We start from the raw sequence: 25,327 nt of genomic DNA, 5'->3' as shown, positions 1-25,327 counted from the left end.
ATGGCAGCAACCACACAAATCAAGATGTTCAAGCCAAATAAACGTGGAAGTATGACTGTTTAAGTAATGAGTTATAGGGTATTAAGACAACACATCTTACGCTTCGGATATGTACGTATTAAAAGGAGAAACGAGAGTGTTATCAACACATGCTTCTCGGTAGCATCCATCGGATCATCGCTGCATGATCCGAATGATACGGCCATGCAAGCTAACATTGTATATAAAAATATCTTTTTCATATTGTTTTATTATTTTCAGTTTATAACTTTATCACTGATTATTATCAGCATAACCAGGATTCTGTTTCAACTTAGGGTTGCCATCCAAAGCCGACTTTGGAATAGGGAAGATATCCTTATGGCGGTCTGTTTTATCTGGATTTGCATCTTTACAGAACCATGACTTGCCATTATAGACATTCTCGCTAGACCCTTTGATATGGAAACGAATCAAGTCTTGACGACGATGATGCTCTGCCACGAATTCCCAAGCCAGTTCATCAAGCAATCCACCGAATTCAATGTCTTGTCCACCTTCATTGGTAATAATCCATTTGTCAGCCTCACCCATTTTTCCTTGGTTTTCACGGTGTCCGTATGCATACACACTACCACCTTTCAATTTTTCTACGGTCACCTTTGCCTTCTCTGGGTTGTTCAAGAAGTTACGTTCACGAACCTTGGTAACCAAATCTGCAGCAGTCTGCTCTGTTTCGCCTTTATAGCCACCAAGACGAAGCAAGCACTCAGCCTTCATCATATAAGCATCAGCCAAGCGGAAGAATGGTACATCATCATATGAAGAACCATACTCACCACCCTTGATTTCATACTTCACTAAACGGTAGCTTTCGAAAGGATAACAACCTGGATTATCAATACTATGTAACTCCTTAGTGTAAACCAAAGGTTCACCATCATAATAAATAGGAGCACCAGAAGCATCATACTGCTGACCACCAATCCAACAATCCTTAAAACGAGAGTCATCCTTATCATAAGTATCAAGGAACTGAGGCATCACAGCAGCACCACCTGTTGCCCAACCATCAAAGCCCCAAGTTGCCTTACCAGCTACGTGCATCCATATATTTGCCATATAGTTACCAGAAGCATACTTATTCTCGAATGGGATACCAAAGATTATCTCAGGAGAGCCAGAGATATCATCCATAAAGTTAGCAGAATATGCAGAAGCCAAAGAGAAAGGTCCCTCCATTACCTGATTAAGTTCATCTATACACTTACCATACCAGCTATTGTCGGAATCATCCTGGAACCAAGCATTATGATTCAAGTACATTTTTGCCAAAATCATATGGATGGCATACTTGTTGAGCTTGCCCATCTCTATAGTTGTGCCACAATCGTCTGCTATCTCATTCAATTCCTTGACCAAGAAATCAAAGGTCTCCTGAGGCTTAGCTTGCTCTGGTAACCAACCATCAGGGTGCTCAAATTCAGTATCCAAAGGAATATTGCGGAACAAGTCAAAGAGTATATAGTAATACAAGGCACGATAGCCTCTCAACTGAGCCACCAACTTAGGATTCTTCTGAATCTGCTGATACCCCAACAACTTATTACAAGCATTGATACCTGCATAGTTACGAGTCCAAGTATCGTTAAAATGCGCAATCTGTGGATGGAACTCATGCTTATGCATAGACACATAAAGATCTCCCCAACCAATACCAATGCGATAAGGAATACACCAAACATCAGAAGATTGGTCCATCATATCGGCATAACTATACCATCCCCAATATACATCACGCAAACTGCTATATACGGGACCGAACATAGCCATGATTTCCTTATTGGTAAACTCATGGTTTTCGGTAGCAATTGTATCATATAAATGCTCATCCAAATCGGTACATCCAGTAGTAGCCAATCCTGCAACTCCCAGCATTGTACCATATAATATATTACGAAATTTAGTATTCATATCTATAACACTTAAAATTGTTAGAATGTAAGATTGACTCCCAATGTAAAGGTACGAATGGACGGATACTTATCTCTCCAATCAATACCAGAAGCTTGCACATCCTTATTGGTCAACTCTGGATCCAATCCTTTATAACCTGTAATAGTAAACAAGTTTGTTCCTGAAAGATAAACACGAGCAGCTTTTACATACTTATTCTCCTTAAGAGGCACATTATAAGCCAAAGTTGCACTGCTCAATTTCAAGAAATCACCATTCTCCAGATAGTAGCTGACAAAAGCCTGCTTTTGTGCTGAAGACAACTTATGTCCACATCCGTAAGGCTCATCATTTGCCGACTTCAAACGATTGTATGCTATAGAGTTATTCTCGTAGTAGCAACGAGCCTCGTTCAAGATTTTGAACCCGAACTGACCAGTGAACTGCAAAGACAAGTCGAAGTTCTTGTAACGGAATGCATTAGTCCATCCCATATACACCTTAGGAAGAGCATTGCCTAAATACTGACGATACTTGTCATTAGACAACATATTGTCTTTAAACTCCTCTGCCTCTCCAGTCTCAACATTCTCTATCATCCACAAGCCATTCTCTGAAACACCCACAGATTTCATTCCGTAGAAATTACCAATAGACTTACCAACCTCCAATCGCTGTGTAGACATAGAAATTGGCTCACCTAAATAAGCCTCATCACGCTGATTGGCTGTTTCATAAAGATCATTTGACAAACTGATCAACTTATTTGAGTTATGAGAAACTGTAACAGTTGTTTTATATTCAAAGTCTTTTGTACGAACAGGAATTGCCGTAACAGAAGCCTCGATACCTTGGTTACGCATCTCACCCACATTGGCAAGAGTTTGCTTATAGTAGTTTGGTGGGGTTGGTACATCATACCACCAAAGCATATCCTTTGTGGTCTTTTTATAAACATCTATAGTACCACTCAATCGCTCACCCAAGATGCTCCAATCCAAACCTATGTTGAACTCTGTTGACTTTTCCCACTTCAAATCTGGATTTGGATTTGAGTTTACAATCAAACCAAGATTCCATTTGTTATTGTCGTAATAATAAGTAGGATTTATACTGCTACTACCATATGTCCAACGAGTCAATGATTGGTAAGGGTCATTAGGAATTACTCCTGTAACACCAAAACCAGCACGAAGTTTCAAGTTGTTCACCCACTTTACATCCTTCATGAACTTTTCATTACTGATAGTCCATCCAAGTGATGCAGAAGGGAAAGTTCCCCACTTATGATTGGCTCCAAACTTAGAAGAGCCTTCATGACGAACACTGACAAGAATATTGTATCTATCAGCATAGCCGTAACTGATACGTCCAAAGAAACCAATCAACTTCGACTCGCTCTTGTAGCTATTTAATCCCGCCTTACCATTCTTAAGAGCTGCACCGATATACATATTGTTATACTCGAACATATCGGTAGGAAAATCATAGTTGTTACCACTGAATCCATACCATGTGTCTTCTTGATAGCTGTAACCAGCAAGCGCATTAAAACGATGCTCACCAAACTGATGGTTGAAATTGCTTGTCAACTCGAAATTATCGGTCTGACCTGTATCATAATTCTGGGAAGCGTAACCTGTATGGTTTTCGGAAGCCTGACTATAATACTTAGAAGTATAATAGGTCTGATCATGATTGTTGAAACGATCCGTAGAGAACATAGCCTTAGTCTGCCAGCCCTTAATTGGTTCAAATATAAGAGAGCCTGTAAATCGAGTAGTTTCAGTTTTATACTGTCCCTTGTGCTCCTTGATAATACCCAATGGATTATAATAATAGTTTACGGCAAAATTCTCGCAGTAACTACCATCAGCATTATAGATTGGCTCCGTAGGATTACGAATAATAGCCTGACGATATAACATCTGACCAGCAGCATCGATAGGACCATTCTCATGCCATGTTTTCAAAAGATTTACTTGAATCTTTACCATATCGTTAAGCATCCAATGGCTCAAGTCGAAACTAGCCTTCATATTTTCATTATAGGTATCCAAAAAGACACCCTCATCCTTACGATAAGTAAAATCTGCTGAATAAGTAGTAGTCTTGTTACCGCCATGAATTAACACATTATGATTATGGCTAAATGCTGTTCTAGTTATAGCATCCAACCAATCTGTATCATAACCTTTATCCGAAAAATCCGTCTTACCTTCGCGGATATCTGCTCCATCCATGAAATCAAGAGTCTTGGCAAAAGCTGACAAAGAAGCATAGCCAGAATAGCTTACTTCTGTCTTAGACTCACGCTGACCACCTTTAGTGGTAATGATGATAACACCATTAGCACCACGAGTACCATAGATAGCAGCAGCGGAAGCATCCTTCAAAACATCAATACTTGCAATATTCTCAGGAGCTACAGTACTAAGAGAACCTTCAATACCATCTACAAGAACCAAAGGCGTGTTACTACCATTCAAGGAAATCACACCACGAAGACGGATGGTAGATTCTGCATTAGGGTCACCAGAACCATTGGCAATAGTCAAACCAGCAACCTTACCCTTAATTAACTCGGCAGCATCTTTCACTTTACCTGTTGTAAAGTCTTCCGCCTTAATACTGGTAATGGCAGAAGTGATATCCCCCTTCTTCTGGGTACCATAACCGATTACGACTACTTCGTTCAAAGACTTCAAGTCTTCCTGAAGTGTCACATCACCGCCTTTGGTCTCTTGATTTACATATCCGATATAGGAGATTGTTAAGGTTGCGCCACGTTTTACCTTCAAGGTATAGTTGCCATCAATATCGGTAACAGTACCATTCTTGGCGTTACCTTTTTCAATAACACTCGCACCAATGATGGCTTCACCATTGGCATCCTTCACTACACCCTTTACGGTAACATCGTTCTGCTGAACATTTTCTACCTTAGGGGTTGATGAGGTCTCGCTTGCTGCTAAAGTAGATAATGCTCCTCCACATGCAAGGATCAAACACGCGATGGCTTTTACATAAGCTTGGCTATATCCAAAGCCTGAAATATTTTGTGTCTGTCTCATATTCTATTTTTGCTAGGTTTATTCTTCTTTTAAATTTCGATTGCAAAGTAACATAATATTTAGCATATTACGCCACAAAATCGTCTAAAAAGGTGAAAATATCGTTAATTTTGGTATTTTAGACGATATTTTCGCCTTTTAGCCTATATTTCTATTCAGAAATTGCCTTTTATATTTTTGGGGTTATTGTTTCATCGCCTTCTTCAGTTTTTCCACAGCGGCATGAATCATGTCGTGGGTTCCACTTCCGTCGGTCACGTATTTCTGAACCATTCTGCCATAACTGATGGCATCCTTTAGTTCTGCGCTGGTATTTTCATCAGGCCAGCCGGCACGGCGAAGCAGACCGGAAAGTTCTCTGAGATTTTCCATCTCTGCAAGATTGCCAGGGCGCATCGTGTTGATAGCACGGTTCAGGATGGCAGTAGTGCCTTCCAGTTCATTCTGGGTTACCTTCTTGCTCTTCTTGCTCTTGGCATCGGTCAGGTTGATGCGGTAGTAGTGGGTACTGTTAGCGTTGCGATAATAGTCTGGCTGGAATTCCTTGCCATCCAGCTTCAGGGTAAGGAGATTGGCTCCTGCACCTGTTGTCACGCCGTTCGATTCGCCCACGGTGATATTATTCAATCGGGAGTCGATGTTCAGCGTAGCCTGATTCCAGGTCTGTGCGCCTGTACCTGCCATCACCAATGGTCCGTACATCAGGGTTCCTACCCAGGATGTCTTCAGCGGAGTACCGTCCAGATTTGCCACATCGCTCGAAAGCTTGTCGGCACCATATTCGATATGCTTGCTGAATGGCATGTCGATTTCTACGACATCGCCCACCTTCCAGTGCTTCTGCTCCAGTTCTACATAGGTGCTAGGCTGATAGCTCTTTGCCACTTCCTTGCCGTTCACCTTGATGGAGAAACCTTGAGTTGCCCAGTATGGTACACGGAGTTTCAGGGTGAAATCGCCCTCGCCTTCCGTAATCTTGATGGCTGAATGCTGTGCCGGCCACAGGCAATCCTGCTTGATGGTCACACCCTTCTCCTTCCAGTGGAGGGTGGTTGGCATATAGAGACCTACCCAGAGGGTATGATCGTTGGCGAAATAAGCCGACTGCTGGTACTTGGTATGGTTTTCAGAACCTGTACCGCCGCAGCAGGTACTCTGAGGAGTCTCATTGCCGAATGGTTTGGTGGCATTCAATCCTACCGCATACTGATAGCAGGTCTGATACTGGTCCGGATTGAGGGAACCGATAATCTGATTGTACAGCGTGCGCTCGATATAGTCGAGATACTGCGCATTATCAGGGTTATAACAGTTCAAATCCTTACTCAGTTTGACGAGGTTATACGCGCAGCAGGTTTCGTTGATATCCGGATAAGCCTGCGATTCGCCTTCCTGCAGTCCATTGGTTGCCATACTCAGAATCTGGGTATATGGCTGGCGGAACATCTCTCCATTTCCTACACCACCCATCGCATACATGTATCTGCCCTGCACCAGTCTCCAGAAGTTCTCAGTCAGATTGTAATAGTATGGTTTATGGTTGCTCTTGTAGCTGCGCAACGCTCCGATAATCATCGGAATATGCTGGTTGGCATGGCGGGTGCGGATGTCATCGATGTTCTTGCTCAGCGGATCATAGAACTTAGGCGCATCGAAACAGTTGGCAGCCTCGAGGAGCTTTGCCTTTTCATCCGGATTGGAAACCATCTCAGAAAGACGGGCGAGCGATTCACTCATACCTCCCACCTCACCGGCGATGTACATGTCCCACATCTCGTAGCGGTTGCCCGGCTTGGCTCTGCGCTCATCCTGGGTGCCGTCCTGCTTTACGTAAGTGCGGTAGTGCATGCGGTTCCATACCCAGAGTCCCATATCCTTGGCGATGAGGAGAGCCTTATCGCAGATTTCCTTATCATCAAAGTAGGTTGCGATGTCTATCAGACCGGCAAGTTGCTTGTGTACGCTGTAATAAGGTGCCCAAACCCAATCGGAGTTGTTGTAGGCACGATACATTTCAATCAGAGCACAATGCTGAGCCGGAATGGCGTTGATATAGCCGTAACCATACTGTTCAGGGTGCTTCTTATACTCATCAAAAGCAGCCCAGGTGCCCTTCATCTCTCTGAGTTCAGCCTCATGAGCGAAATCACGAGCCTCCCAGTTGCGCTTCAGTTCCTTATTATATACGAAGGTCTTCTCCTGACACTCTCGCAACTCATTCACCATTCGGATGATGTTCTTGCGGAGGATTGCCTTCTGTTCAGGATTAGTTGCCACGGCGTATGCCTGTGCGATTGCCGACATATAGTGGCCAGATCCATGACCCTTGAGCTTGGTGTCTGGCGAATCCCAGCCATCACTCTTGGTATACCCTTCGGTACTGAGTCCGTAGGTATCGCGATAGTTGTAGAGTTGTTGGGTAACATCCCAGGAACAGATCTCACGGAGTGCCTCATCACGGTTGTGGGTGAGTCGGTTGTCACCATCTATGCTCACATCAGCGAGTGAGAAGGTATGAGCCACTTCCTTTTCTGGAGTCTGATAGCCTTCAGCCACCACCTTGATCTGTGCCTTGACAGGATAACCATTGTCAGTAGTCTCATCACCAATCACAAAACCACCTATCTCATATTGGCTCCCGGCAGGATGTTTCTGCGCATCAGCCTCAGCCTGCTCATCAGCAAGCGGAGCGTTAGCCCAGCGTACCTGCCGATACTCTGAATAACCATCAGAATAGGTTACCCACACGAGATTAGGAAGTCGGGGAGCTGTGCCCACCGGACAATCCTCTGATATTGCCTCCACCTTAGAGATGGTGCGATAAACCGTGGCTGCTGTTGTCATTCCAGGCAAACAAGCTACTCCTATTAATAATGTGAACAGCTGTGAATTCATATCTTCTAGGTTTAAAAATGATACGTTTTTGTTTACGCTTGCAAAATAACAGAAAAAATCAACGAAGTCCTAAAATTATCGTACATAAAGATACAATTATCGTCTAACTGGATACTTGTGATACGAAATTTTCATCATTTTGGGCTTACTTTGCATTACATAAACAATTCTATTCGTAAATTTGCAACAGAAATAAAAACTTATGGTAATCCGATAATACAGGTATTGCCAATCTTTCTGAAGGAAAACTGGAAATTCTTGCAGGCGAAAAACAATTTACCCTCACCAATCTCCGTTATTATAACTGGGAACAGGAGGCTGCAGAAAAGACTTTCGATGCCAATACATCCCCAAAAAGAATTAAGAATTAAAAAATAATAATCAAGAATACTGAAAAGAGAACATTGAGCTTTACTAATCATAAAGTTCTATGTTCAAAATTCAAAGTTCAAAGTAAAAAACATGAAAAAGATTTTGATGACAACAGCCTTGGCGGCATTGGCATTGATGCCTGCTTCGGCACAGAAGGTAAACAAGAACTCGGGTGGTTATCCTATCACTCCGGTGCCTTTCACATCAGTAAAGGTTTGGAACAATACGTTCTGGGGACAGCGTATCGAAACCTCTCGCAAGGTGACCATCCCGCTGGCTTTCAGCAAATGCGAATCAGAGGGAAGATATAAGAACTTTGAACGCGCTGCACATCCTAGCGAGAAGTATGATGTAGGTAAACTGATGCCGCTGAGCTTCGATGATACCGACCCATACAAGACCATCGAGGGTGCCAGCTACGTGCTTCAGACCTACCCAGACAAGAAACTCAAGGCGTATATCGACAGTGTGCTCGATATCATCGCTCCGGCTCAGGAGGCTGACGGATATCTCTATACCGCCCGTACACAGAACCCGAAGCATCCTCATTTCTGGGCAGGCGACAAGCGCTGGAGCAAGGAAGAGGATTTGAGTCACGAGCTCTACAACCTGGGGCACATGGTAGAAGGTGCCGTGGCTCACTGGCAGGCTACAGGTAGCCGCAAGTTCCTCGACATCGCTATCCGCTATGCCGACTGCGTGGTTCGCGAGGTAGGTCCTAACCCAGGACAGGCTTGCGTGGTACCGGGACATCAGATTGCCGAAATGGCACTCTGCAAGCTCTATCTCGCTACAGGCAACAAGAAATATCTCGAAGAGGCTAAGTTCTTCCTCGACTACCGTGGCAAGACATCTATCAAACAGGAATATTCTCAGAGCCACAAACCGGTTTTGGAACAGGACGAGGCTGTAGGTCATGCCGTACGTGCTACCTATATGTATGCTGGTATGGCAGATGTAGCTGCCCTCACCGGCGATACCGCCTATATCCACGCCATCGACCGCATCTGGGACAACATCGTGAGCAAGAAGCTCTACATCACCGGAGGAATCGGAGCCACCAACAACGGCGAGGCTTTCGGCAAGAACTACGAGCTGCCTAATATGAGTGCCTACTGCGAAACCTGCGCAGCTATCGGCAATGTTTATGTCAACTACCGTCTCTTCCTCCTCCACGGCGAGAGTAAGTATTACGATGTTTTGGAGCGCACCCTCTACAATGGTCTCATCAGTGGTGTGAGCATGGACGGCGGCGGTTTCTTCTACCCTAACCCATTGGAGAGTATGGGTCAGCATCAGCGTCAGGCTTGGTTCGGCTGTGCCTGCTGCCCTAGCAACATCTGCCGTTTCCTGCCATCCCTCCCGGGCTATGTATATGCTGTAAAGGATAAGAATGTATATGTCAACCTCTTCCTCAGCAACTCTTCTTCTCTGAAAGTAGCCGGCAAGAAGGTTTCCCTGAGTCAGGATACACAGTACCCTTGGAACGGAGACATCGCCATCAAGGTAGATGACAACAAGGCTGGTCAGTTCGGTATGAAAATCCGCATCCCGGGCTGGGTAAAGGGTCAGCCAGTACCATCAGACCTCTACTACTACAGCGACGACAAGCGTCTGGGCTATACCATCACCGTAAACGGCAAGAAGGTAGAGGCCAAGGTGACAGAGGATGGCTATTATACCATCAACCGCAAGTGGAAGAAGAGCGATGTGGTTCGCGTTCACTTCGATATGGAGGCGCGCACCGTACGTGCCAACAACAAGGTAGAGGCCGACCGTGGCTGCATCAGCATCGAGCGTGGTCCTATCGTATATTGCGCAGAGTGGCCAGACAACCAGGGCTTCGACATCATGAGCATCCTGGAGAACCGCGAACCTCAGTTCGCTGAGGGCAAACTCTCGTACGATGGTTTCATCGACCCTAAATATAAGAATGTACTGACACTCTATAAGGGTCAGAACATGGAGACCTTGACCGAGAATGTGCAGACCCTCGCCTACGACAAGAGCGGCAAGCTGAGCACCAAGGACCAGACCCTGACCCTCATCCCATACTTCGCCTGGGCTCATCGTGGCAACGGCAACATGAAGGTATGGTTGCCACAGGATGTCAAGGCAGCAAAGCCATCAGCTCCTGCAACTCTCGCAGCACAGGCTAAGGTAGAATTCTCTTCTCCTGTACCAGCCAAGAGCAGTATTACAGATGGTTTGGTGCCTGCCGATGAGAACGACCGCTCTATCCCATACATCCACTGGTGGCCTAAGAAGAACACTACAGAGTGGATTACCTACACCTTCCCTGATAACAAGGAGATCAAGACCAGCACCGTATATTGGTACGACGACCAGCCATGGGGCGGTTGCAAGGTGCCAGACAGCTGGAAGCTCTACTATCAGGACGAGGCAGGCAACTGGAAGGAAGTTCCAGGAGCCGATGCTTATCCATGCAAGCGAGGTGTAGCCTGCATCGTGAATTTCGACCCAGTGAAGACCAAGGCTGTGAAGCTCGAACTGAAGCAGCCAGAGACTCTGTCCTGTGGTTTGTTTGAGTGGAGCGTGAAGTAACAAGATTTATTTTTAAATATTTTTTTTTCAAGAATTGCCATATTGCCATACCAGCCAGTAATCTCTCTGATTACAAAGCTGTTAGGGATATGGCAATTCTTTATTTTTAGGGGTTATCTGCCATATATTGCCAATATGATGATAACATGATTTACTGACGTATTGATTTGTTGTCGTTTATATATGCATGTCATATGATAAAACGTTTTACATGAATCTTTATTGGCATTTTACCAAGTGATAACCTTATCTACGATTTCTTGTTGCTCCAAGCTACTTCTTCGCAGATAGATACGTGTTGTCTCTATGCTTTCATGTCCCATGAGGTCGGCAAGCAAGGCTATATCGTTGAACTTCTCCAAGAAATTCTTGGCATAACGATGGCGGAACGAGTGAGGGTACACCACTTTTTCATTCAAGCCATACTTCACCGCATAGTTCTTCAACTGCTGTGATATGCCTCTTGTCGTGATGCGCTCGCCAAAGCGATTAAGAAAGAGATAGCCACTTGTGCGGTTGAGTGTCTGCAACCACTTTTCTGTTTCCGTGCGCAATGTCTTGGGGATATAGATACGCCGTATCTTGCCACCCTTGGTGTAGATGTCGTAATAGCCTACTTGCACGTGCTCAACCTTGATTTGCACAAGTTCGCTCACTCTGGCACCAGTCGCAGCTAAGAAACGCACCACAAAGTACCACTCCAAGTTGTTTTCCTTCTTCAACTTGTTCTTCAAGAAGGTGTAGTCGGCATTGCTGATGACATTCTCCAAATAAGAACGTTGCTGCACCTTGACCGACTTCAAGCGGAGTTTCGTCTTGCCCACAAATACAAGGTACTTGTTCAACGCCTGAATACGGAGGTTCACCGTCTTTGGTTTGTAAGTCTCAATCAAGTAGGTCTTGTAAACCAACAAGTTTCTCTTGTTCAACTCTTTGTGTTGAGAGCCAAACTCCTTTACGGCATACAGATATGCCGAAATCGTGTTCTTAGCCATATTGCCTTGACTTAGGAACTCTTCAAATTTGTCTAATTCCATTTCTATTCGTTTATTAGTAAAACATAAAGTTGTCCATATAAATAGGCATGGTATTGTTCTATGAGTTCCTATTATGAGAAGATGCTCGTCACAGGGGAGGTGAAGTGCATTGATGAGGAGATACCATTTGATGTTCCTAATGGGTGGGAATGGTGTAGAATAGCATCATTAGCTGATGTTGTAAGAGGTGGCTCACCTCGTCCTGCAGGCAGTCCTATATTTTATGATGGCTCAATTCCTTTTCTAAAGGTTGCAGATTTGACTAGAGAATCATCTATTTATGTGAAGAGTTTTTCTTCAACAATAAAAGAAGCAGGACTAAGTAAAACTCGTTTGGTTAAAGCAGGAACCCTTTTATTAACTAATAGTGGTGCTACATTGGGCGTGCCCAAAATATGTACATTTGACACGACATTTAATGACGGTGTTGCAGCTTTTTTGTCTTTGGATGAAAGATTGAAACTTTATGTATATTGGTTTTTCTGCTATATGACAGATTTGTACAGAAACATCAACCAAGGTACAGCTCAACCAAACCTCAATACAGATATAATAAAAATGACTCTTGTTCCTATTCCTCCATATAAAGAGCAAATTCGAATCATAGAGCAATTAGGAAATATCTCACCTATAATAGCGTATTATGAGAAAGTGCAAGATGAACTTGACGAACTAAATGAAAGTATTCCCAAACTTATAAAACAGTCAATCTTGCAAGAAGCTATTCGAGGTAAACTCGTGCCGCAAATTGCAGAAGAAGGAACAGCACAAGAGCTACTTGAACAAATAAAAACTGAGAAGCAGAAACTCGTCAAAGAGGGCAAGCTAAAAAAGTCTGCCCTCAACGATTCTGTCATCTTCCGTGATGACGATAACAAGTACTATGAGCAGATAGGTAAGTCGGTTCTGTGCATTGATGAAGAGATTCCGTTTGAGATACCGGAGAACTGGGTGTGGGTTCGTCTTGATGATATTTGCTCATACATTCATAGAGGAAAGTCACCCAAATATAGTGACATTAAGAAATATCCTGTTGTGGCACAAAAATGTAATCAATGGTCAGGTTTCTCTCTAGAAAAGGCTAAATTCATTGATCCACAAAGCGTGTCATCTTATAGTGAAGAACAATTCTTGAAAGACGAAGACTTAATGTGGAACTCTACAGGTTTAGGTACATTGGGAAGAATGGCTATATACGATTCACGACTTAATCCATACGAATTGGCGGTGGCAGATAGCCATGTGACTGTAATACGTTCATATAAGCACTATGCAATGGCAAAATATTTGTATTTTTATTTTTCAAGTTATACTGTACAATCTGTTATAGAAGACAAATCTGATGGCAGCACAAAACAAAAAGAGTTAGCCACGAAAACAGTAAAGGCGTATCTTGTACCTCTTCCACCACTCGCAGAGCAAAAGCGAATAGTGGAAAAGGTTAATCAATTAACGCAGTTGCTCAAATAGTTTTTCTATTTGGGCAACAATTCGTTGCTGCTCTTGAAATGGAGGTATTGGAATCAAAATATTTCCAACTTTTTTTACCGAAACAAACTCAAATGTCGTCTTCCCAGATAGTCGCTGAAGTGTCGCCTTCAGTGTTTTGGCAAACCAAAATAAATAGTTATCTGTTAATATAAATCTATTGACATCTTTTACTGTAAGAGCGTTAAATTGTTGATTAGTAGTCAAATCAATCTTTGCTAATGCACATTGTCCTACTGATGCTGTGCAGCATAACAATACACTGCCTGCTCTTACTATTCGCTCTTTAGATGTTGCTTCATCTGTTATTTTTTGCTTTGTAGAATATATCATTTCTCCCTGATTCTTTATGTCCTCAACAGTAAACCAGTTAATAGTTCCACAATCCCAAAATTTTGATTCTGAACGCAAAGGGGTAAATCCATTTACTATAGAACACATTGATGATAATCTACTCCAAGCCCAATTATTGGGAATTGGAAATGGTATTTCATCAGTTATATCCAAACACTTTTTGCCTATCTGCTCATAATACTTGTTATCGTCACCACGGAAAATAACAGAGTCATTGAGGGCAGACTTCTTTAGCTTGCCCTCTTTAACGAGTTTCTGCTTCTCTGTCTTTATTTGTTCAAGCAGTTCTTGCGCTGTGCCTTCTTCGGCAATTTGTGGGACGAGTTTTCCTTTAATAGCCTCTTGAAGAATGGACTTCTTTAAGTATGTCACAATATTTACATTAAGTAAGTCCAATTTATCTTGCGAAGAACTATATCTTTCTATATATGGCAGAACTAGATTCAACCTGTTTTTTATTCTTTCTTGTTCTTCAAGTGGTGGTACAACCATTAGTGTTTTTGATACTGCAGATAAAACCCAGTTCTTGTTTCCTACACCTCTTGTATTTTCTTTGGCTTGTTCTTGAACTAATGGTGATTGAATCATAAATACCAGAAACTCATTACTAAACTTGTTTTGAGTAAGTTTTATCAATGCGACACTGACAAATAGGCTAAACTCTTTATCTGTTGTTACCAAAGCGGGAATTCCCGTAGTTCCTACTTTTGACAATAGTAAATCACCTTTTTGAGGATGACATCTATCTGAAAGTTTTTGATGTTCTTCTTTTGAAATATATTTTGTATTTGAAAAATCAATAATTCCAGAACTAATATCCTTTACAGAGATAAAAGGAATACCAGTAAGTGTATATTTGGGTGTAGAATGAGTTCCGTCAGTTAAAGATAGATACAAACTTGAGAATCTACACCATTCCCACCCCTTAGGCACTTCAAATGGAATCTCCTCATCGATACATTTCACCTCTCCCGTAGCAAGCAACTTCTCATAATAGGAATTGTCCTCACCACGGTAGATAATGGATGCGTTCTTGTCACGCTTGATTTTTTTCTCCTTAATCAAGCGTTCTTTCTCTTGACGAATCTTATCAAGCAAAACGCTTGCAGGTTCGTCATTAGGGTCTTGCGGTACAAGTTTTCCCTGTATCGCCCATTGTAATATGCTGTTCTTTAATTGTTTGCCGTTCATTGTTTATAATTTCAATGTATCTTTAAAAGTTATTGGACTGCCTCTGAGTTTGAATTGGTCAAGCAATGCTTGACTAATTTGTGGGACAGTGTTCCACATTTTATAATTCGCCAACAACTTGTTGGCGAATTATAACTATTTCTTGTCTTCATCTAATTCTGCTTCCAACTTGAGGTTTTCTTTTATCTCCTCTGGAGTTGGCAACATTTCCACTGCTTTAAGAATCTCATTCTCATATTCGGCCACGCCCAATGGACGATCGACACCTTTGAAAGCCCATTCTACGGTCATGTCATCCTTGTGCTTGCAAATGAGTAGCCCAATAGTAGGATTATCATCTGCCCCTTTCATCAATTCGTCAACAGCAGAAACATAGAAGTTCAACTTACCTGCAAACTCAGGCTCAAAATCTACTACTTTTAATTCGATTACCACATAGCAGCGCAACTTAATATGATAGAAAATCATATCTGGACGGTAGACCTTTCCTGATGGCATGACAAGTTCTTTTTGTCTTGCCACATAAGCAAATCCTTGCCCTAACTCTAACAGAAACTCAGTTATGTGCCTTGACAATTTCTCTTCAAACTCACGTTCGCTGTATTCTTCCTGCATCTGCATGAAGTCCAGATTATATGGACTCTTTAATACTTCCTTAGCAAGATTTCCCTGTATCGCAGGTAACTTGTCTGAAAAATTAGTGTGGGCACTTCCAACTGCCTCATATAGGTGTGAATCCAAACAGCGATTTAATGCATTTCTGCTCAAATTCTCGCTTACTACTTTGTGAATATAAAACATCGCTTCTTCTATGCTCTCTGATTTAGAGATAATTGAGATGTGATGTCCCCATGGTACATAAGCAAACACCTCTGGCATTTCCAAATCGCCAACAAGTTGTTGGCGATTTACTTGACTTGAATTATAAAAGGCATACCACTGTCTGGCATATTTAAGATTGGTATATGAGAGACCTCTACTATGAGGAAACTCATGCTGTAAGTCCAAGCTTAGATTTTTTAAAACACTTGTTCCCCATTTTGCCTCTGCTTTCATAAGCATTATATCACGCCCAAGCGACCAATAGAAGCGAAGCATGCCTTCATTGACCTTTATCGCTGCTTTTACTTGTGACTGTTTGTAACGCTTGGTCAATTCGCCAATCCACTTCTTGTATTCTGCAGAAGGTATGGATAGGTCTCTGTTTACGAATATTGGTTTTTCTGTTTCTTTATTTGCCATTATTTTTCTTTTTTGCTGTTGAAATTCAGAAAAGCAATGACAACATTGCTTTTCTGAATTTGTGAGACGGCGTCTCACAAATCTTGTCATTCATCAATTTTCACTTCTATCCCCAATATACGCTGTATCTCTGCCAAAGTCTTGTCAATCTCATGATCAAGAGCCTTGCGCTTCTTGAAATAGTCGGCAAGCAGTTCGGCAGGAGGCAAGATTTCTTCATCCTCTTTCGGGAACTTGCACAAGTCGAAGTTGCAATCGGTGGCGATAAGGTCTTCAACCGAATAGCAACGAGATTTCTCGTCACCATCAGCAATAATAATCTCCTTACGGTTGTTCCACCACTCACGGATTGGATTGCAATGTTCCGACTTCATGGACTTTGTCTTGGAGAAATGCTTGTAACCCTCTGGCATATCCAAACGATAGAACCACGTTTTCTTTGTAGAATAACCTTCTGGAGCACCATCCGCACTGGTATTGTCGAAGAACAAAATGTTCGTGGCAATCGAAGTGTAAGGTGCAAAGATACTGCCAGGCAAACGGATAATGGTGTGCAAGTTGAAATCCCTGAGCAACTTTGTCTTAATGGCAATCTTTGTGTTATCTGCTCCAAAAAGGAAACCATCAGGAACAATGACAGCAGCACGGCCATTTTTCTTCAAGCGATACATGATAAGCACCATGAAGAGGTCGGCAGTCTCGCTACTGCGCATATCTGAAGGGAAGTGTGACTTGACATCCGACTTCTCGTTGCCACCGTATGGAGGGTTCATCAACACTACATCAAACTTATCTTCGTCTGTATAGTTGAGTACATCTTTGGTAAGCGAGTTGTCGTGATATACCAATGGCGTGTCGATACCATGCAGCAACAGGTTTGTCACACATAGCATATACGGGAATTGTTTCTTTTCTATGCCAAATACAGACTGATTGTACTCTTTGCGGTCTTCAGCAGTCTTTACCTTCTTGTCCAATTCACCCAACCAACTTGTGATGAAACCTCCTGTACCACAAGCGAAGTCTGCCATTTTTTCACCAATCTGCGGATTGACGATTTCTGCCATAAATTCTGTTAAGGCTCTTGGGGTATAGAACTCACCAGAGGAACCAGCCGACTGCATTTCTTTAAGGATAGTCTCATATATCTCACCGAAAGCATGACTCTCTTCATAGTCACCAAGATTCAATCCGTCTATCACATTAAGCACCTGGCGGAGCTGAACGCCATCTTTCATATATTGGTTGGCATCCTCAAAAGTTGTCTTTACAATCGCCTGACGGATAGGGGTAGTTGGTGTTATCTCTATGTTTTTGAGTTTCACAAACAATGTGTTGTTGACAAACGAAAGCAGCTCATCACCAGTCAAGGCATTACCGCTTCCATCGTCATGTGCCCAGTTGCGCCAACGGCATTCTTCAGGAATAATAGACTTGTAATCATCATCGTCCAACTCCCAATCATTCTCTTTCTCGTCATAGACTTTCAAGAACAGCATCCACGCCATTTGTTCTATGCGTTGCGCATCACCGTTGATACCGGCATCATTGCGCATTATATTGCGTACTCGTTTTACGAAATTAGATAAACTCATTTTATATTGTTTCTTTTTATGCTATATTATATATTGATTGCTCCAACTCTTTTACGGCCTTCAGATACTCTCTCTTGCCACCGAAGAACTTTACTATATTTGCCTTAGAGCCCAATCGGCGGAAAGGATCGTTTTCAAGCACAGTGAGACTTTCAAGTTCAGAAATGCCTTCTTCCATGTACTTCTCCAGCAAATTTTCAAGTACCAGCCGTGCCTGCTCACCATACTTGGTAAATATATCACGCTTTTTCACTTGCTCAGCACGTTCCCGCCTCGTCAGGGTCTTCTTGCCGTATGCGATATGGCAGATGAAATCAAAATCATCCACATTGCTCATTTCCTGTGAAGTTTTTAATTCTGCAAGATCTATGCCTCTTTCTTTCAGCATATCAGCAATGTCTGACTTTTTCTTTATTTCATTCCATTTGGAGGTAAATGTATCAATGGTAGCAAACGAATCAAGGATATTCTTCTTCGTGTAGTCGGTAATACTCTCCGTGCGAAGCAGCTTGCCATCGGCATCGTAAACGGACACTACCTTATTGACAACCATTACCTGGCAGCCATTTTTATCTACAAGAGGCTTTGGACGAGTAATAGGATCACCAACTATTGGCGGTGTATCATCTACAGGCAGAACTGGAGTTTTTGCCTCTCTGGACTTTATAGGATAATCGGAATCCATCTCGATAGGTCCGTCCCAATCTGGGTCAGCAAACAAGCGTGTTACATTTCGAAAGTCCATCACCGTGAAATTGGTCTTTCCCTCATTCTCACGAAGACGGGTTCCGCGTCCTATAATCTGCTTAAACTCCGTCATGGAACCAATCTGTTGGTCAAGCACTATCAGCTTTACCATCTTGCAATCCACACCGGTAGAAAGCAGTTTGCTGGTTGTTGCAATGACTGGATATTCCGAAGATACTGAAATAAAGTAATCCAACTTGCCTTTACCATACTCATCGCTACCTGTTATGCGAACCACATAGTCAGGATTTTTCTTGCACATATCAGCATTGGCATTGGTCAATGCCAGACGCATACGCTCCGCATGTATTTCATCAGCACAGAACACTATGGTCTTAGCCATGCGGTCAGTGCTTTTCAGATAGTTGGTTATCTCTTGCGCAACTTCCCTTATACGGTCTTCTATAATAATGTTATAATCATAGTCGCTGTTGTTATAAATGCGGTCTTCTATCTCGTTGCCGTATATATCCTTTTGTCCCTTTGTCGGTCTCCACTCATCGCCAATATTGGTTGTGATGTTGATTACCTTGAAAGGAGCTAGGAAACCGTCCTCAATTCCGTTTTTAAGACTATATGTATATATAGGCTCACCAAAGTAGCCAATACTTGACTGGTACTTTGTTTCTTTTGGTGTTGCTGTCATACCTATATGAGTAGCCGAAGAAAAGTATTCCAAGATGTTTCGCCAGTTGCTATCATCCTTTGCGCTACCTCTATGACACTCATCAACGATAACAAGATCAAAATAGTCTGGATTAGGAAACAACTCCTTATAGTTTTTGGCATCATTCAGTCCAATCAACTGTTGATAGAGTGCAAAGAACACTTGATAAGACCCCAATTCTTCCAAGTGGTTCTTGTCTTTTGAGTAGTCTATCTTGTGCGTTACCTTTTCTAATGGTTTGAAGTCTTGCTGTATGGATTGATCAACCAATATATTGCGGTCTGCAAGATACAACACTTTCTTCTTCAAACCACTTTTAAGTAAACGCCATACAATCTGAAATGCAGTATATGTCTTGCCAGTGCCAGTTGCCATGACAAGGAGCACACGGTTTTGTCCTCTCGCAATAGCATTGACAGTGCGGTTTACTGCATTGCGCTGATAATATCGTGGCGGGAATATATTCTGACCAGTGCAAAAAGGCTGCTTTATGATAGCCAGCTCTTGTTCGTTAAGTCCGTTTCCATCGTTAGCCTCATTTTTATATCTTTCGATAAGTTCTTCTTTTGTTGGAAATTCGTCCATAGCAAAAGTGCGTTCCTTGCCTGTCAAGAAGTCATGTTCGGCAAACCCTTCACCATTTGAACTGTATGCAAACTTCACATCAAGCATTTGGGCATAGGTCATGGCTTGTTGCAATCCATGTGAAACAGAATGATTGGCATCCTTTGCTTCTACAATAGCAATGGGTGTTGCCTTATTTGCATAAAGTACATAGTCGGCAAACTTCGGTTTCTCTCTATGCACAAGATTACCATGAAGGCTAATTTTACCGTCAGTAAATTTAACCTTCTGTTCCATGAATATACTATCCTTTGACCATCCCTTGCTTGTGATAGCTTCGTTAATATAGCGGAACTTGACATCCTCTTCTGTTAAATCTTTGCTTATGCCCATATTCAAATAATATTTTATTATCGGAATTTCTACAACATACTTGCTAAGATATCTTTTATCTTATCTTGTTTTGTTTCACAAATTCACTGAAATTAGCTGCAAATATACATTAAATTATGCGATAATCATTATAAATTAAGCTATTTTATGTAAATTATTCCAATATAGCGATTGTTATTTCGTGTAGTTATTGTATCTTTACTGCAGAGAAGAGTTGTTTGACAGCAAACGTATGCATATTGCAGAAATTGGGACTGTTGCCAAATCATTATCTCTATTGAGGTAAAAGACTCATAATTCGCTCATTTTAAGCTATTCAGCAGATTTCTGCGTATTTTTTTGAGAAAAACACAGAAAGTATTGAGCAAAAAAGCATTTTTTCGGTTCAATGCTTGGGGATTTCAATCTTTTTTCGTAACTTCGCCATCGATGCGGAAAAAATTACGTTCCGACGTAGCATCTGATACATCGCGACGTAACAACCAAAGATATGATTCCTTCCATGAATTTCGGTTACGATGGGTATAAAGACATGCCCACCTGGCACCGAGTATACCCTACCACCGGGTTATCGGCAGCAACCATTCCCTGACGAGCTTTGCCGGAGGATTGGCCACAAAGAGAATTTTATTGGAGCTTGAAGCAGAACAAAAACAACATAAACTGTTGATTTTCAAATAAGATTGGTAAGAAAAACAAACAATAAAAGAGATGAATATTAAGTCAATAGGTAACAAAATCAAGGGTAATCCCAAGATGGTAGAGGGCACGGTGTATTCCATGCTCATCATCTGTAGTATTTCCCATTTTCTGAACGATATGATTCAGTCGATTATTCCTTCCATCTATCCGATTGTGAAAGATAAGTTCAACTTTTCGTTTGCACAGATAGGCATCATCACGCTGGTTTTCCAGATGACATCTTCTATCCTGCAACCTTTCACAGGACTTTATGCCGATAAGCATCCCCGTCCCTATGCCCTCTCCATCGGCATGTGCTTCACATTGGTGGGCCTGCTCCTGCTGGCTTTCGCCGAGAATTATTTTCTGATTCTTCTGGCTGTAAGTGTCGTAGGTCTGGGTTCGTCTGTGTTTCATCCCACGGCTTCGAGAGTGGCACAGATGGCATCGGGAGGTAAGAAGAGTCTGGCACAATCCATCTTCCAGGTGGGTGGCAATGGCGGTTCGGCAGTAGGACCACTGCTGGCAGCCATCATCATCCTGCCTTTCGGACAGCATGCCATCTCCTGGTTTGCCCTTGCAGCCTTGCTTGCAGCTATCATCATGGTTAGATTGGGAGTCTGGTATAAGGCACGATTGACTTACGTGGTGAACCATCCGCAGAAACAACCTCTTCTCAACACCCATATCTCTAAAAGGGTGAAGTATTGGGCACTGTTCATCCTCATCATGCTCGTGTTCTCCAAGTATTTCTATACAGCTTGCATTACGAGTTACTTCACCTTCTTCCTGATGGATAAGTTCGGGGTTTCGGTGCAGACTTCGCAGCTGTGCCTCTTCGTATTCCTTGCCGCTTTTGCCATAGGAACAGTGGCTGGAGGCATGTTGGGCGATAAGTTTGGCAGAAAGTATGTCATCTGGTTCTCCATTCTGGGTGCTGCACCTTTCGCCATTGCCATGCCTTTCGTCAACTTCACATGGACTATTATCTGCACCTTTCTGTCTGGACTGATCATTGCTTCGGCTTTCTCTTCCATCGTGGTATATGCCACCGACCTGATGCCCGACAAAGTGGGATTGATAGCTGGCATCTTCTTCGGACTGATGTTCGGTTTGGGAGGTTTGGGTTCTGCCTTCTTCGGCTGGTTAGCCGACAAGACAAGCATCGAGTTCATCTTCCAGGTGAGTGCCTTCCTGCCATTGCTCGGCATCATCGCAGGATTCTTGCCGAATACACAGAAGAGAAGCGTTGAAAAAAGAACGGATGAAAATAGAGAATAATTATGAGAAAAGATTCAGCAGTAAGCCAACCAAAATATGTTGAACTGGATTTGTTTTCTGCGGAAGAAGAGATTCATCAGAAAGATTCTATCTCTTCTGGAAGCAAGGAAGACCATACTTCTCCAGACAAAGAGTACGACTTGACAGAGCTGTTTGAAAGACTTTCCAAATCAGCATTCCGCAGCCGTTTTCACCTCTCGGAAAGGGATAAGGAATATATTGCAGCAAAGGGCTTGGCAACCATACGTAAGCATGCAGAGGATTTCGTTGCCAAACGCCTTGCTCCTGCCGTGATTCCCAATGACGGCAAGCAGACGCCGATGAGAGGACATCCAGTATTTATAGCCCAGCATGCTACAGGCTGCTGCTGTCGCGGATGTTTCTTCAAATGGCATCATATACCTGCCGGAAGACAGCTGACAAGAGAAGAACAGCAATATGCGGTAGCAGTACTGATGGCTTGGATAGAAAAACAGGTTTGAAAAAGATTCTCTCTTTCCGTTTAAAGCAGGACCTGCTCCGTACCCTCTCCGTACCAAGTCTTAGTTTCTGCAAAGTTTGCAACGTTTGCTGCAAACCTTGCAAAGAACTAAAATTTAGGTTAGCTGATAGCTTACAAAAACGAAGTAAACTTCAATGACCAACGAAGCTTACTTCATAAGCCAACGAAGTAAGCTTCGATGACCATCGAAGCCTATATCATAAAAAAGCCCAGTTTGCACCCTCCACCATGCAAGCCGGGCTATATCCATATTGGAGCAAAGTTCTTATAACAGAATTCTCAATAAAAAACTAAAATTTTCGGCAAAAAATTTGGAGATTACATTTTTTCGCCTTATCTTTGCACCCAATATCAGAAAATTCTCGGGGTTGACTGGATTTGACGGCGAGATGAAATGGTACGTAAGCATGCGGAGGCTCGTTGGCTACCTCCTTAATCCTAGTGAACAAAAAATTAATTGGCGAAAATAACTACGCTCTCGCTGCCTAGTCGAAGTATAGTAAACTAGCTTTATTCCAGCACAGGGTGCTGGAACGAGACATCGCTCAACGGATGTTGTTCCGAATCTTGTTGATCAAGCGGTGCAGGTAAATCGGAAATAGTTCATGTACGCCTCGTTGCATGGATGAAATTTTAGAGGATAAGGGTATGATTGGTGGTCCAGGTCCTGTCAAGCCTCGAAAACCGAAGGCTGGAATAAGCATGTAGAAAGCGTATGGTTTCCTTGTGCGGACGAGGGTTCGAATCCCTCCAGCTCCACCCTATTTGATAGAAACAAAAAACTCGCAGATTCTTTCTTTAGAATTTGCGAGTTTTTATTTTGCTGTTATTGTTTTCTCAAACTTTCACGATACTTCAGAGGTGACATGTGCAGATGCTCTCTTACATATTTACCGAAGAATGAGGTATTGGAGAAGCCCAGTATACCTGAAATCTCCTTGATTGTTTTCGTTGTAGAACGGAGATAATAGGTGATATCAGCAAGCGTATACTCCGTAATCCACTCGATGGCTGTCTTGCCGGAATGGCGCTTGCAGATGATGGAGAGATATTTTGGCGTGATGCAAAGCTGCTGCGCAAAATATTCTACAGGCTGATGCTTGATTTCGCTCTGCTGCAACATCTCCAGAAACTTATCAAAGAAATCGCTGGCACTGGTTCCCAACGTTTCTTTCGGGAGATCTGTCAGCAAAAGATTGCTCACAGCAAGAAGAGCACTCTTCAGGAGCGTCTCCACTATCTCACGGCGATATGGTTTCCACGAACTGCGGTCGTTGAACTTCGGATCCAGACAGAGGCGCACCAAGTCGGTAAACTTAGAATAGAATACCATATCCACCTCGTTCATCTTCAACACCGAAACCTTGCTCACATACATGGCACGGTTCCATACCGAGATATGAGAGCGAAGAATACCAAGCAAGCCGTGATTGCTGACACACATGGCTGTGCATGCAAAATCTTCCGACACCTCTTTGATGTCGAGAATAGAGTTAGGCGGACTGATAAATATATCGCCCTTCTCCACGGTGAGTTCCCGCCCGTTGAGTTCAGCTCTCAGGCTGCCTCTCTGACAGGATGCAATCATGTTCATCTGGAATCTCACAGGGTCGGGGTTCTGCAACACCTTGACATTATCTATAATCAAGATGTCCTCATCCAGATAGCTCGCACTGATTTCAGCACTCTGTGCGAACTCACCTTCTTCGATACGCTGCCTGACGTCCTTCTGTTCTTTCATTAATATGATTTTTAAATTTCTTCACTCTTCGCTCTTCACTCTTCCCTATCAAAAAGCCTCTCTGTATTTATTTTCGTCCTTATCCTCCAACATTGAGAGATAACTCTGATAGCGGCTAGCTGCAATATAATGTTCCTCAACCGCCTTGATTACCGCGCACCCCGGTTCGTGGGTATGGGTACAGTCAGAGAACTTACAATCCTGAGAGAACTTGAAGATTTCCTTAAAATAGCTGGTCAGCTCTTCCTTTTCGATATCAAAGGTACCAAAACCCTTGATGCCCGGAGTATCAATGAGATAACCACCTTCCGGCAGTTCCAGCATCTCACTGAAGGTTGTGGTATGCATTCCGCTATTATGCGCCTCGCTGATTTCGGCGGTACGCTGCTCTGCATCAGGAATGAGCTGGTTGATGAGGGTTGACTTTCCTACCCCGCTGTTGCCGCTCAACAAAGATTTCTTATCCTTGATAAGAGGCCGCAACAGTTCAACTCCTTCACCTGTAGCTGCCGACAATTCGATACATTTATATCCGATGGTCTCATAGAGCGTACACATCATCTTCTCGTAATGCAATTCTTCTTCTGAAAGTATGTCACTTTTATTGAAGATGATGATAACAGGCACTCTGTAGGCCTCAGCGCCAGCAAGGAACCGGTCGATGAAGGTAGTAGAAGTCTGCGGATAATTCACCGTTACCACAAGCAGCGCCTGGTCTACATTAGCAGCCAGAATATGACTCTGCTTACTGAGGTTAGGTGATTTACGAATGATATAGTTTTGGCGGTCTTCGATAGAAGAGATAAATGCCGTACCCTCCTGGTTGGTAATAAGCTGCACATAATCGCCTACAGCCACAGGATTGGTGCTGCGGATGCCCTTCAATCTGAAATTGCCCTTGATTTTACTTTCAATCAGCTGGCCATCGTCTGTCTTGACGGTGTACCAGCTGCCTGTATTTTTAATAACGAGTCCTCTCATTATCACTTATTAAATAATGTAA

Annotated in this window: 15 protein-coding genes and 1 other RNA gene; 6 read left to right on the top strand and 10 right to left on the bottom strand. The window is 42.8% G+C overall.

The genetic code is table 11. The annotated features are described in order from the left end of the window. Positions 1-273: 273 nt before the first annotated feature. The 3 genes from KSW37_RS00740 to KSW37_RS00730 form a co-directional block, all read right to left on the bottom strand. Positions 274-1,917 (bottom strand): RagB/SusD family nutrient uptake outer membrane protein, encoded by a 1,644-nt coding sequence (locus KSW37_RS00740; protein WP_437183103.1) that lies wholly within the window; start codon positions 1,915-1,917, stop codon positions 274-276. 56 nt (positions 1,918-1,973) lie between these two features. Beyond that, positions 1,974-5,009 (bottom strand): SusC/RagA family TonB-linked outer membrane protein, encoded by a 3,036-nt coding sequence (locus KSW37_RS00735; RefSeq protein ID WP_217313081.1) that lies wholly within the window; start codon positions 5,007-5,009, stop codon positions 1,974-1,976. A 183-nt stretch (positions 5,010-5,192) separates the two neighbouring features. Further along, on the bottom strand, positions 5,193-7,904 hold the full coding sequence (locus KSW37_RS00730) for a beta-L-arabinofuranosidase domain-containing protein (protein WP_217313082.1): 2,712 nt from the start codon (positions 7,902-7,904) through the stop codon (positions 5,193-5,195). A 462-nt stretch (positions 7,905-8,366) separates the two neighbouring features. On the opposite strand from KSW37_RS00730, the gene KSW37_RS00725 reads away from it, so the two are divergent. Next, entirely contained in the window at positions 8,367-10,841 is a 2,475-nt protein-coding gene (locus KSW37_RS00725; RefSeq protein WP_217313083.1) for a glycoside hydrolase family 127 protein, read from the top strand. Positions 10,842-11,071: 230 nt separating this feature from the next. Here the strand turns inward: KSW37_RS00725 and KSW37_RS00720 are convergent, their stop codons facing one another. Continuing rightward, a complete protein-coding gene (locus KSW37_RS00720) occupies positions 11,072-11,878 on the bottom strand; it encodes a tyrosine-type recombinase/integrase (RefSeq protein WP_217313084.1) in 807 nt (268 codons plus the stop codon). A 60-nt stretch (positions 11,879-11,938) separates the two neighbouring features. On the opposite strand from KSW37_RS00720, the gene KSW37_RS00715 reads away from it, so the two are divergent. Continuing rightward, positions 11,939-13,348 (top strand): restriction endonuclease subunit S, encoded by a 1,410-nt coding sequence (locus tag KSW37_RS00715; RefSeq protein WP_217743413.1) that lies wholly within the window; start codon positions 11,939-11,941, stop codon positions 13,346-13,348. Here the strand turns inward: KSW37_RS00715 and KSW37_RS00710 are convergent. The 4 genes from KSW37_RS00710 to hsdR all read right to left on the bottom strand — a co-directional run bounded on the left by KSW37_RS00710 (position 13,328) and on the right by hsdR (position 20,119). After that, positions 13,328-14,911 (bottom strand): restriction endonuclease subunit S, encoded by a 1,584-nt coding sequence (locus KSW37_RS00710; RefSeq protein ID WP_217743412.1) that lies wholly within the window; start codon positions 14,909-14,911, stop codon positions 13,328-13,330. The two genes, KSW37_RS00715 and KSW37_RS00710, sit on opposite strands and share 21 nt — an antisense overlap. Positions 14,912-15,046: 135 nt before the next feature. Further along, a complete protein-coding gene (locus tag KSW37_RS00705; protein ID WP_217313087.1) occupies positions 15,047-16,153 on the bottom strand; it encodes a PDDEXK nuclease domain-containing protein in 1,107 nt (368 codons plus the stop codon). An 86-nt stretch (positions 16,154-16,239) separates the two neighbouring features. Continuing rightward, on the bottom strand, positions 16,240-17,748 hold the full coding sequence (locus KSW37_RS00700) for an HsdM family class I SAM-dependent methyltransferase (RefSeq protein ID WP_217313088.1): 1,509 nt from the start codon (positions 17,746-17,748) through the stop codon (positions 16,240-16,242). Between the two features lie 16 nt (positions 17,749-17,764). Continuing rightward, positions 17,765-20,119 carry an EcoAI/FtnUII family type I restriction enzme subunit R gene (gene hsdR, locus KSW37_RS00695; protein ID WP_217313089.1) on the bottom strand — a complete coding sequence of 785 codons (2,355 nt, stop codon included), beginning with the start codon at positions 20,117-20,119 and terminating at the stop codon, positions 17,765-17,767. A 540-nt stretch (positions 20,120-20,659) separates the two neighbouring features. Here hsdR and KSW37_RS00690 point away from each other — a divergent pair. From KSW37_RS00690 to ssrA, 4 genes are all read left to right on the top strand, one after another. Continuing rightward, positions 20,660-20,800: an MGMT family protein gene (locus tag KSW37_RS00690; RefSeq protein WP_301331742.1), complete on the top strand. Its 141-nt coding sequence runs from the start codon at positions 20,660-20,662 to the stop codon at positions 20,798-20,800. A gap of 30 nt (positions 20,801-20,830) precedes the next feature. Then, entirely contained in the window at positions 20,831-22,081 is a 1,251-nt protein-coding gene (locus KSW37_RS00685) for an MFS transporter (RefSeq protein WP_217313090.1), read from the top strand. Between the two features lie 2 nt (positions 22,082-22,083). After that, complete coding sequence (locus KSW37_RS00680; protein WP_217313091.1) at positions 22,084-22,563, top strand: DUF4186 domain-containing protein; 480 nt, start codon at positions 22,084-22,086, stop codon at positions 22,561-22,563. Positions 22,564-22,947: 384 nt separating this feature from the next. Further along, positions 22,948-23,345, top strand: a transfer-messenger RNA (tmRNA) gene (ssrA, locus tag KSW37_RS00675). Between the two features lie 64 nt (positions 23,346-23,409). On the opposite strand, the gene KSW37_RS00670 is transcribed toward ssrA, so the two are convergent. Together KSW37_RS00670 and rsgA are read right to left on the bottom strand one after the other, a co-directional pair. Next, on the bottom strand, positions 23,410-24,324 hold the full coding sequence (locus KSW37_RS00670; protein ID WP_217313092.1) for a helix-turn-helix domain-containing protein: 915 nt from the start codon (positions 24,322-24,324) through the stop codon (positions 23,410-23,412). A gap of 48 nt (positions 24,325-24,372) precedes the next feature. Next, complete coding sequence (gene rsgA / locus KSW37_RS00665; RefSeq protein WP_006847160.1) at positions 24,373-25,305, bottom strand: ribosome small subunit-dependent GTPase A; 933 nt, start codon at positions 25,303-25,305, stop codon at positions 24,373-24,375. Between the last annotated feature and the right edge of the window lie 22 nt (positions 25,306-25,327).

Source organism: Segatella copri, assembly GCF_019127135.1.
Taxonomy (GTDB): domain Bacteria; phylum Bacteroidota; class Bacteroidia; order Bacteroidales; family Bacteroidaceae; genus Prevotella.
This window is presented reverse-complemented; position numbering and strand designations above follow the sequence as displayed.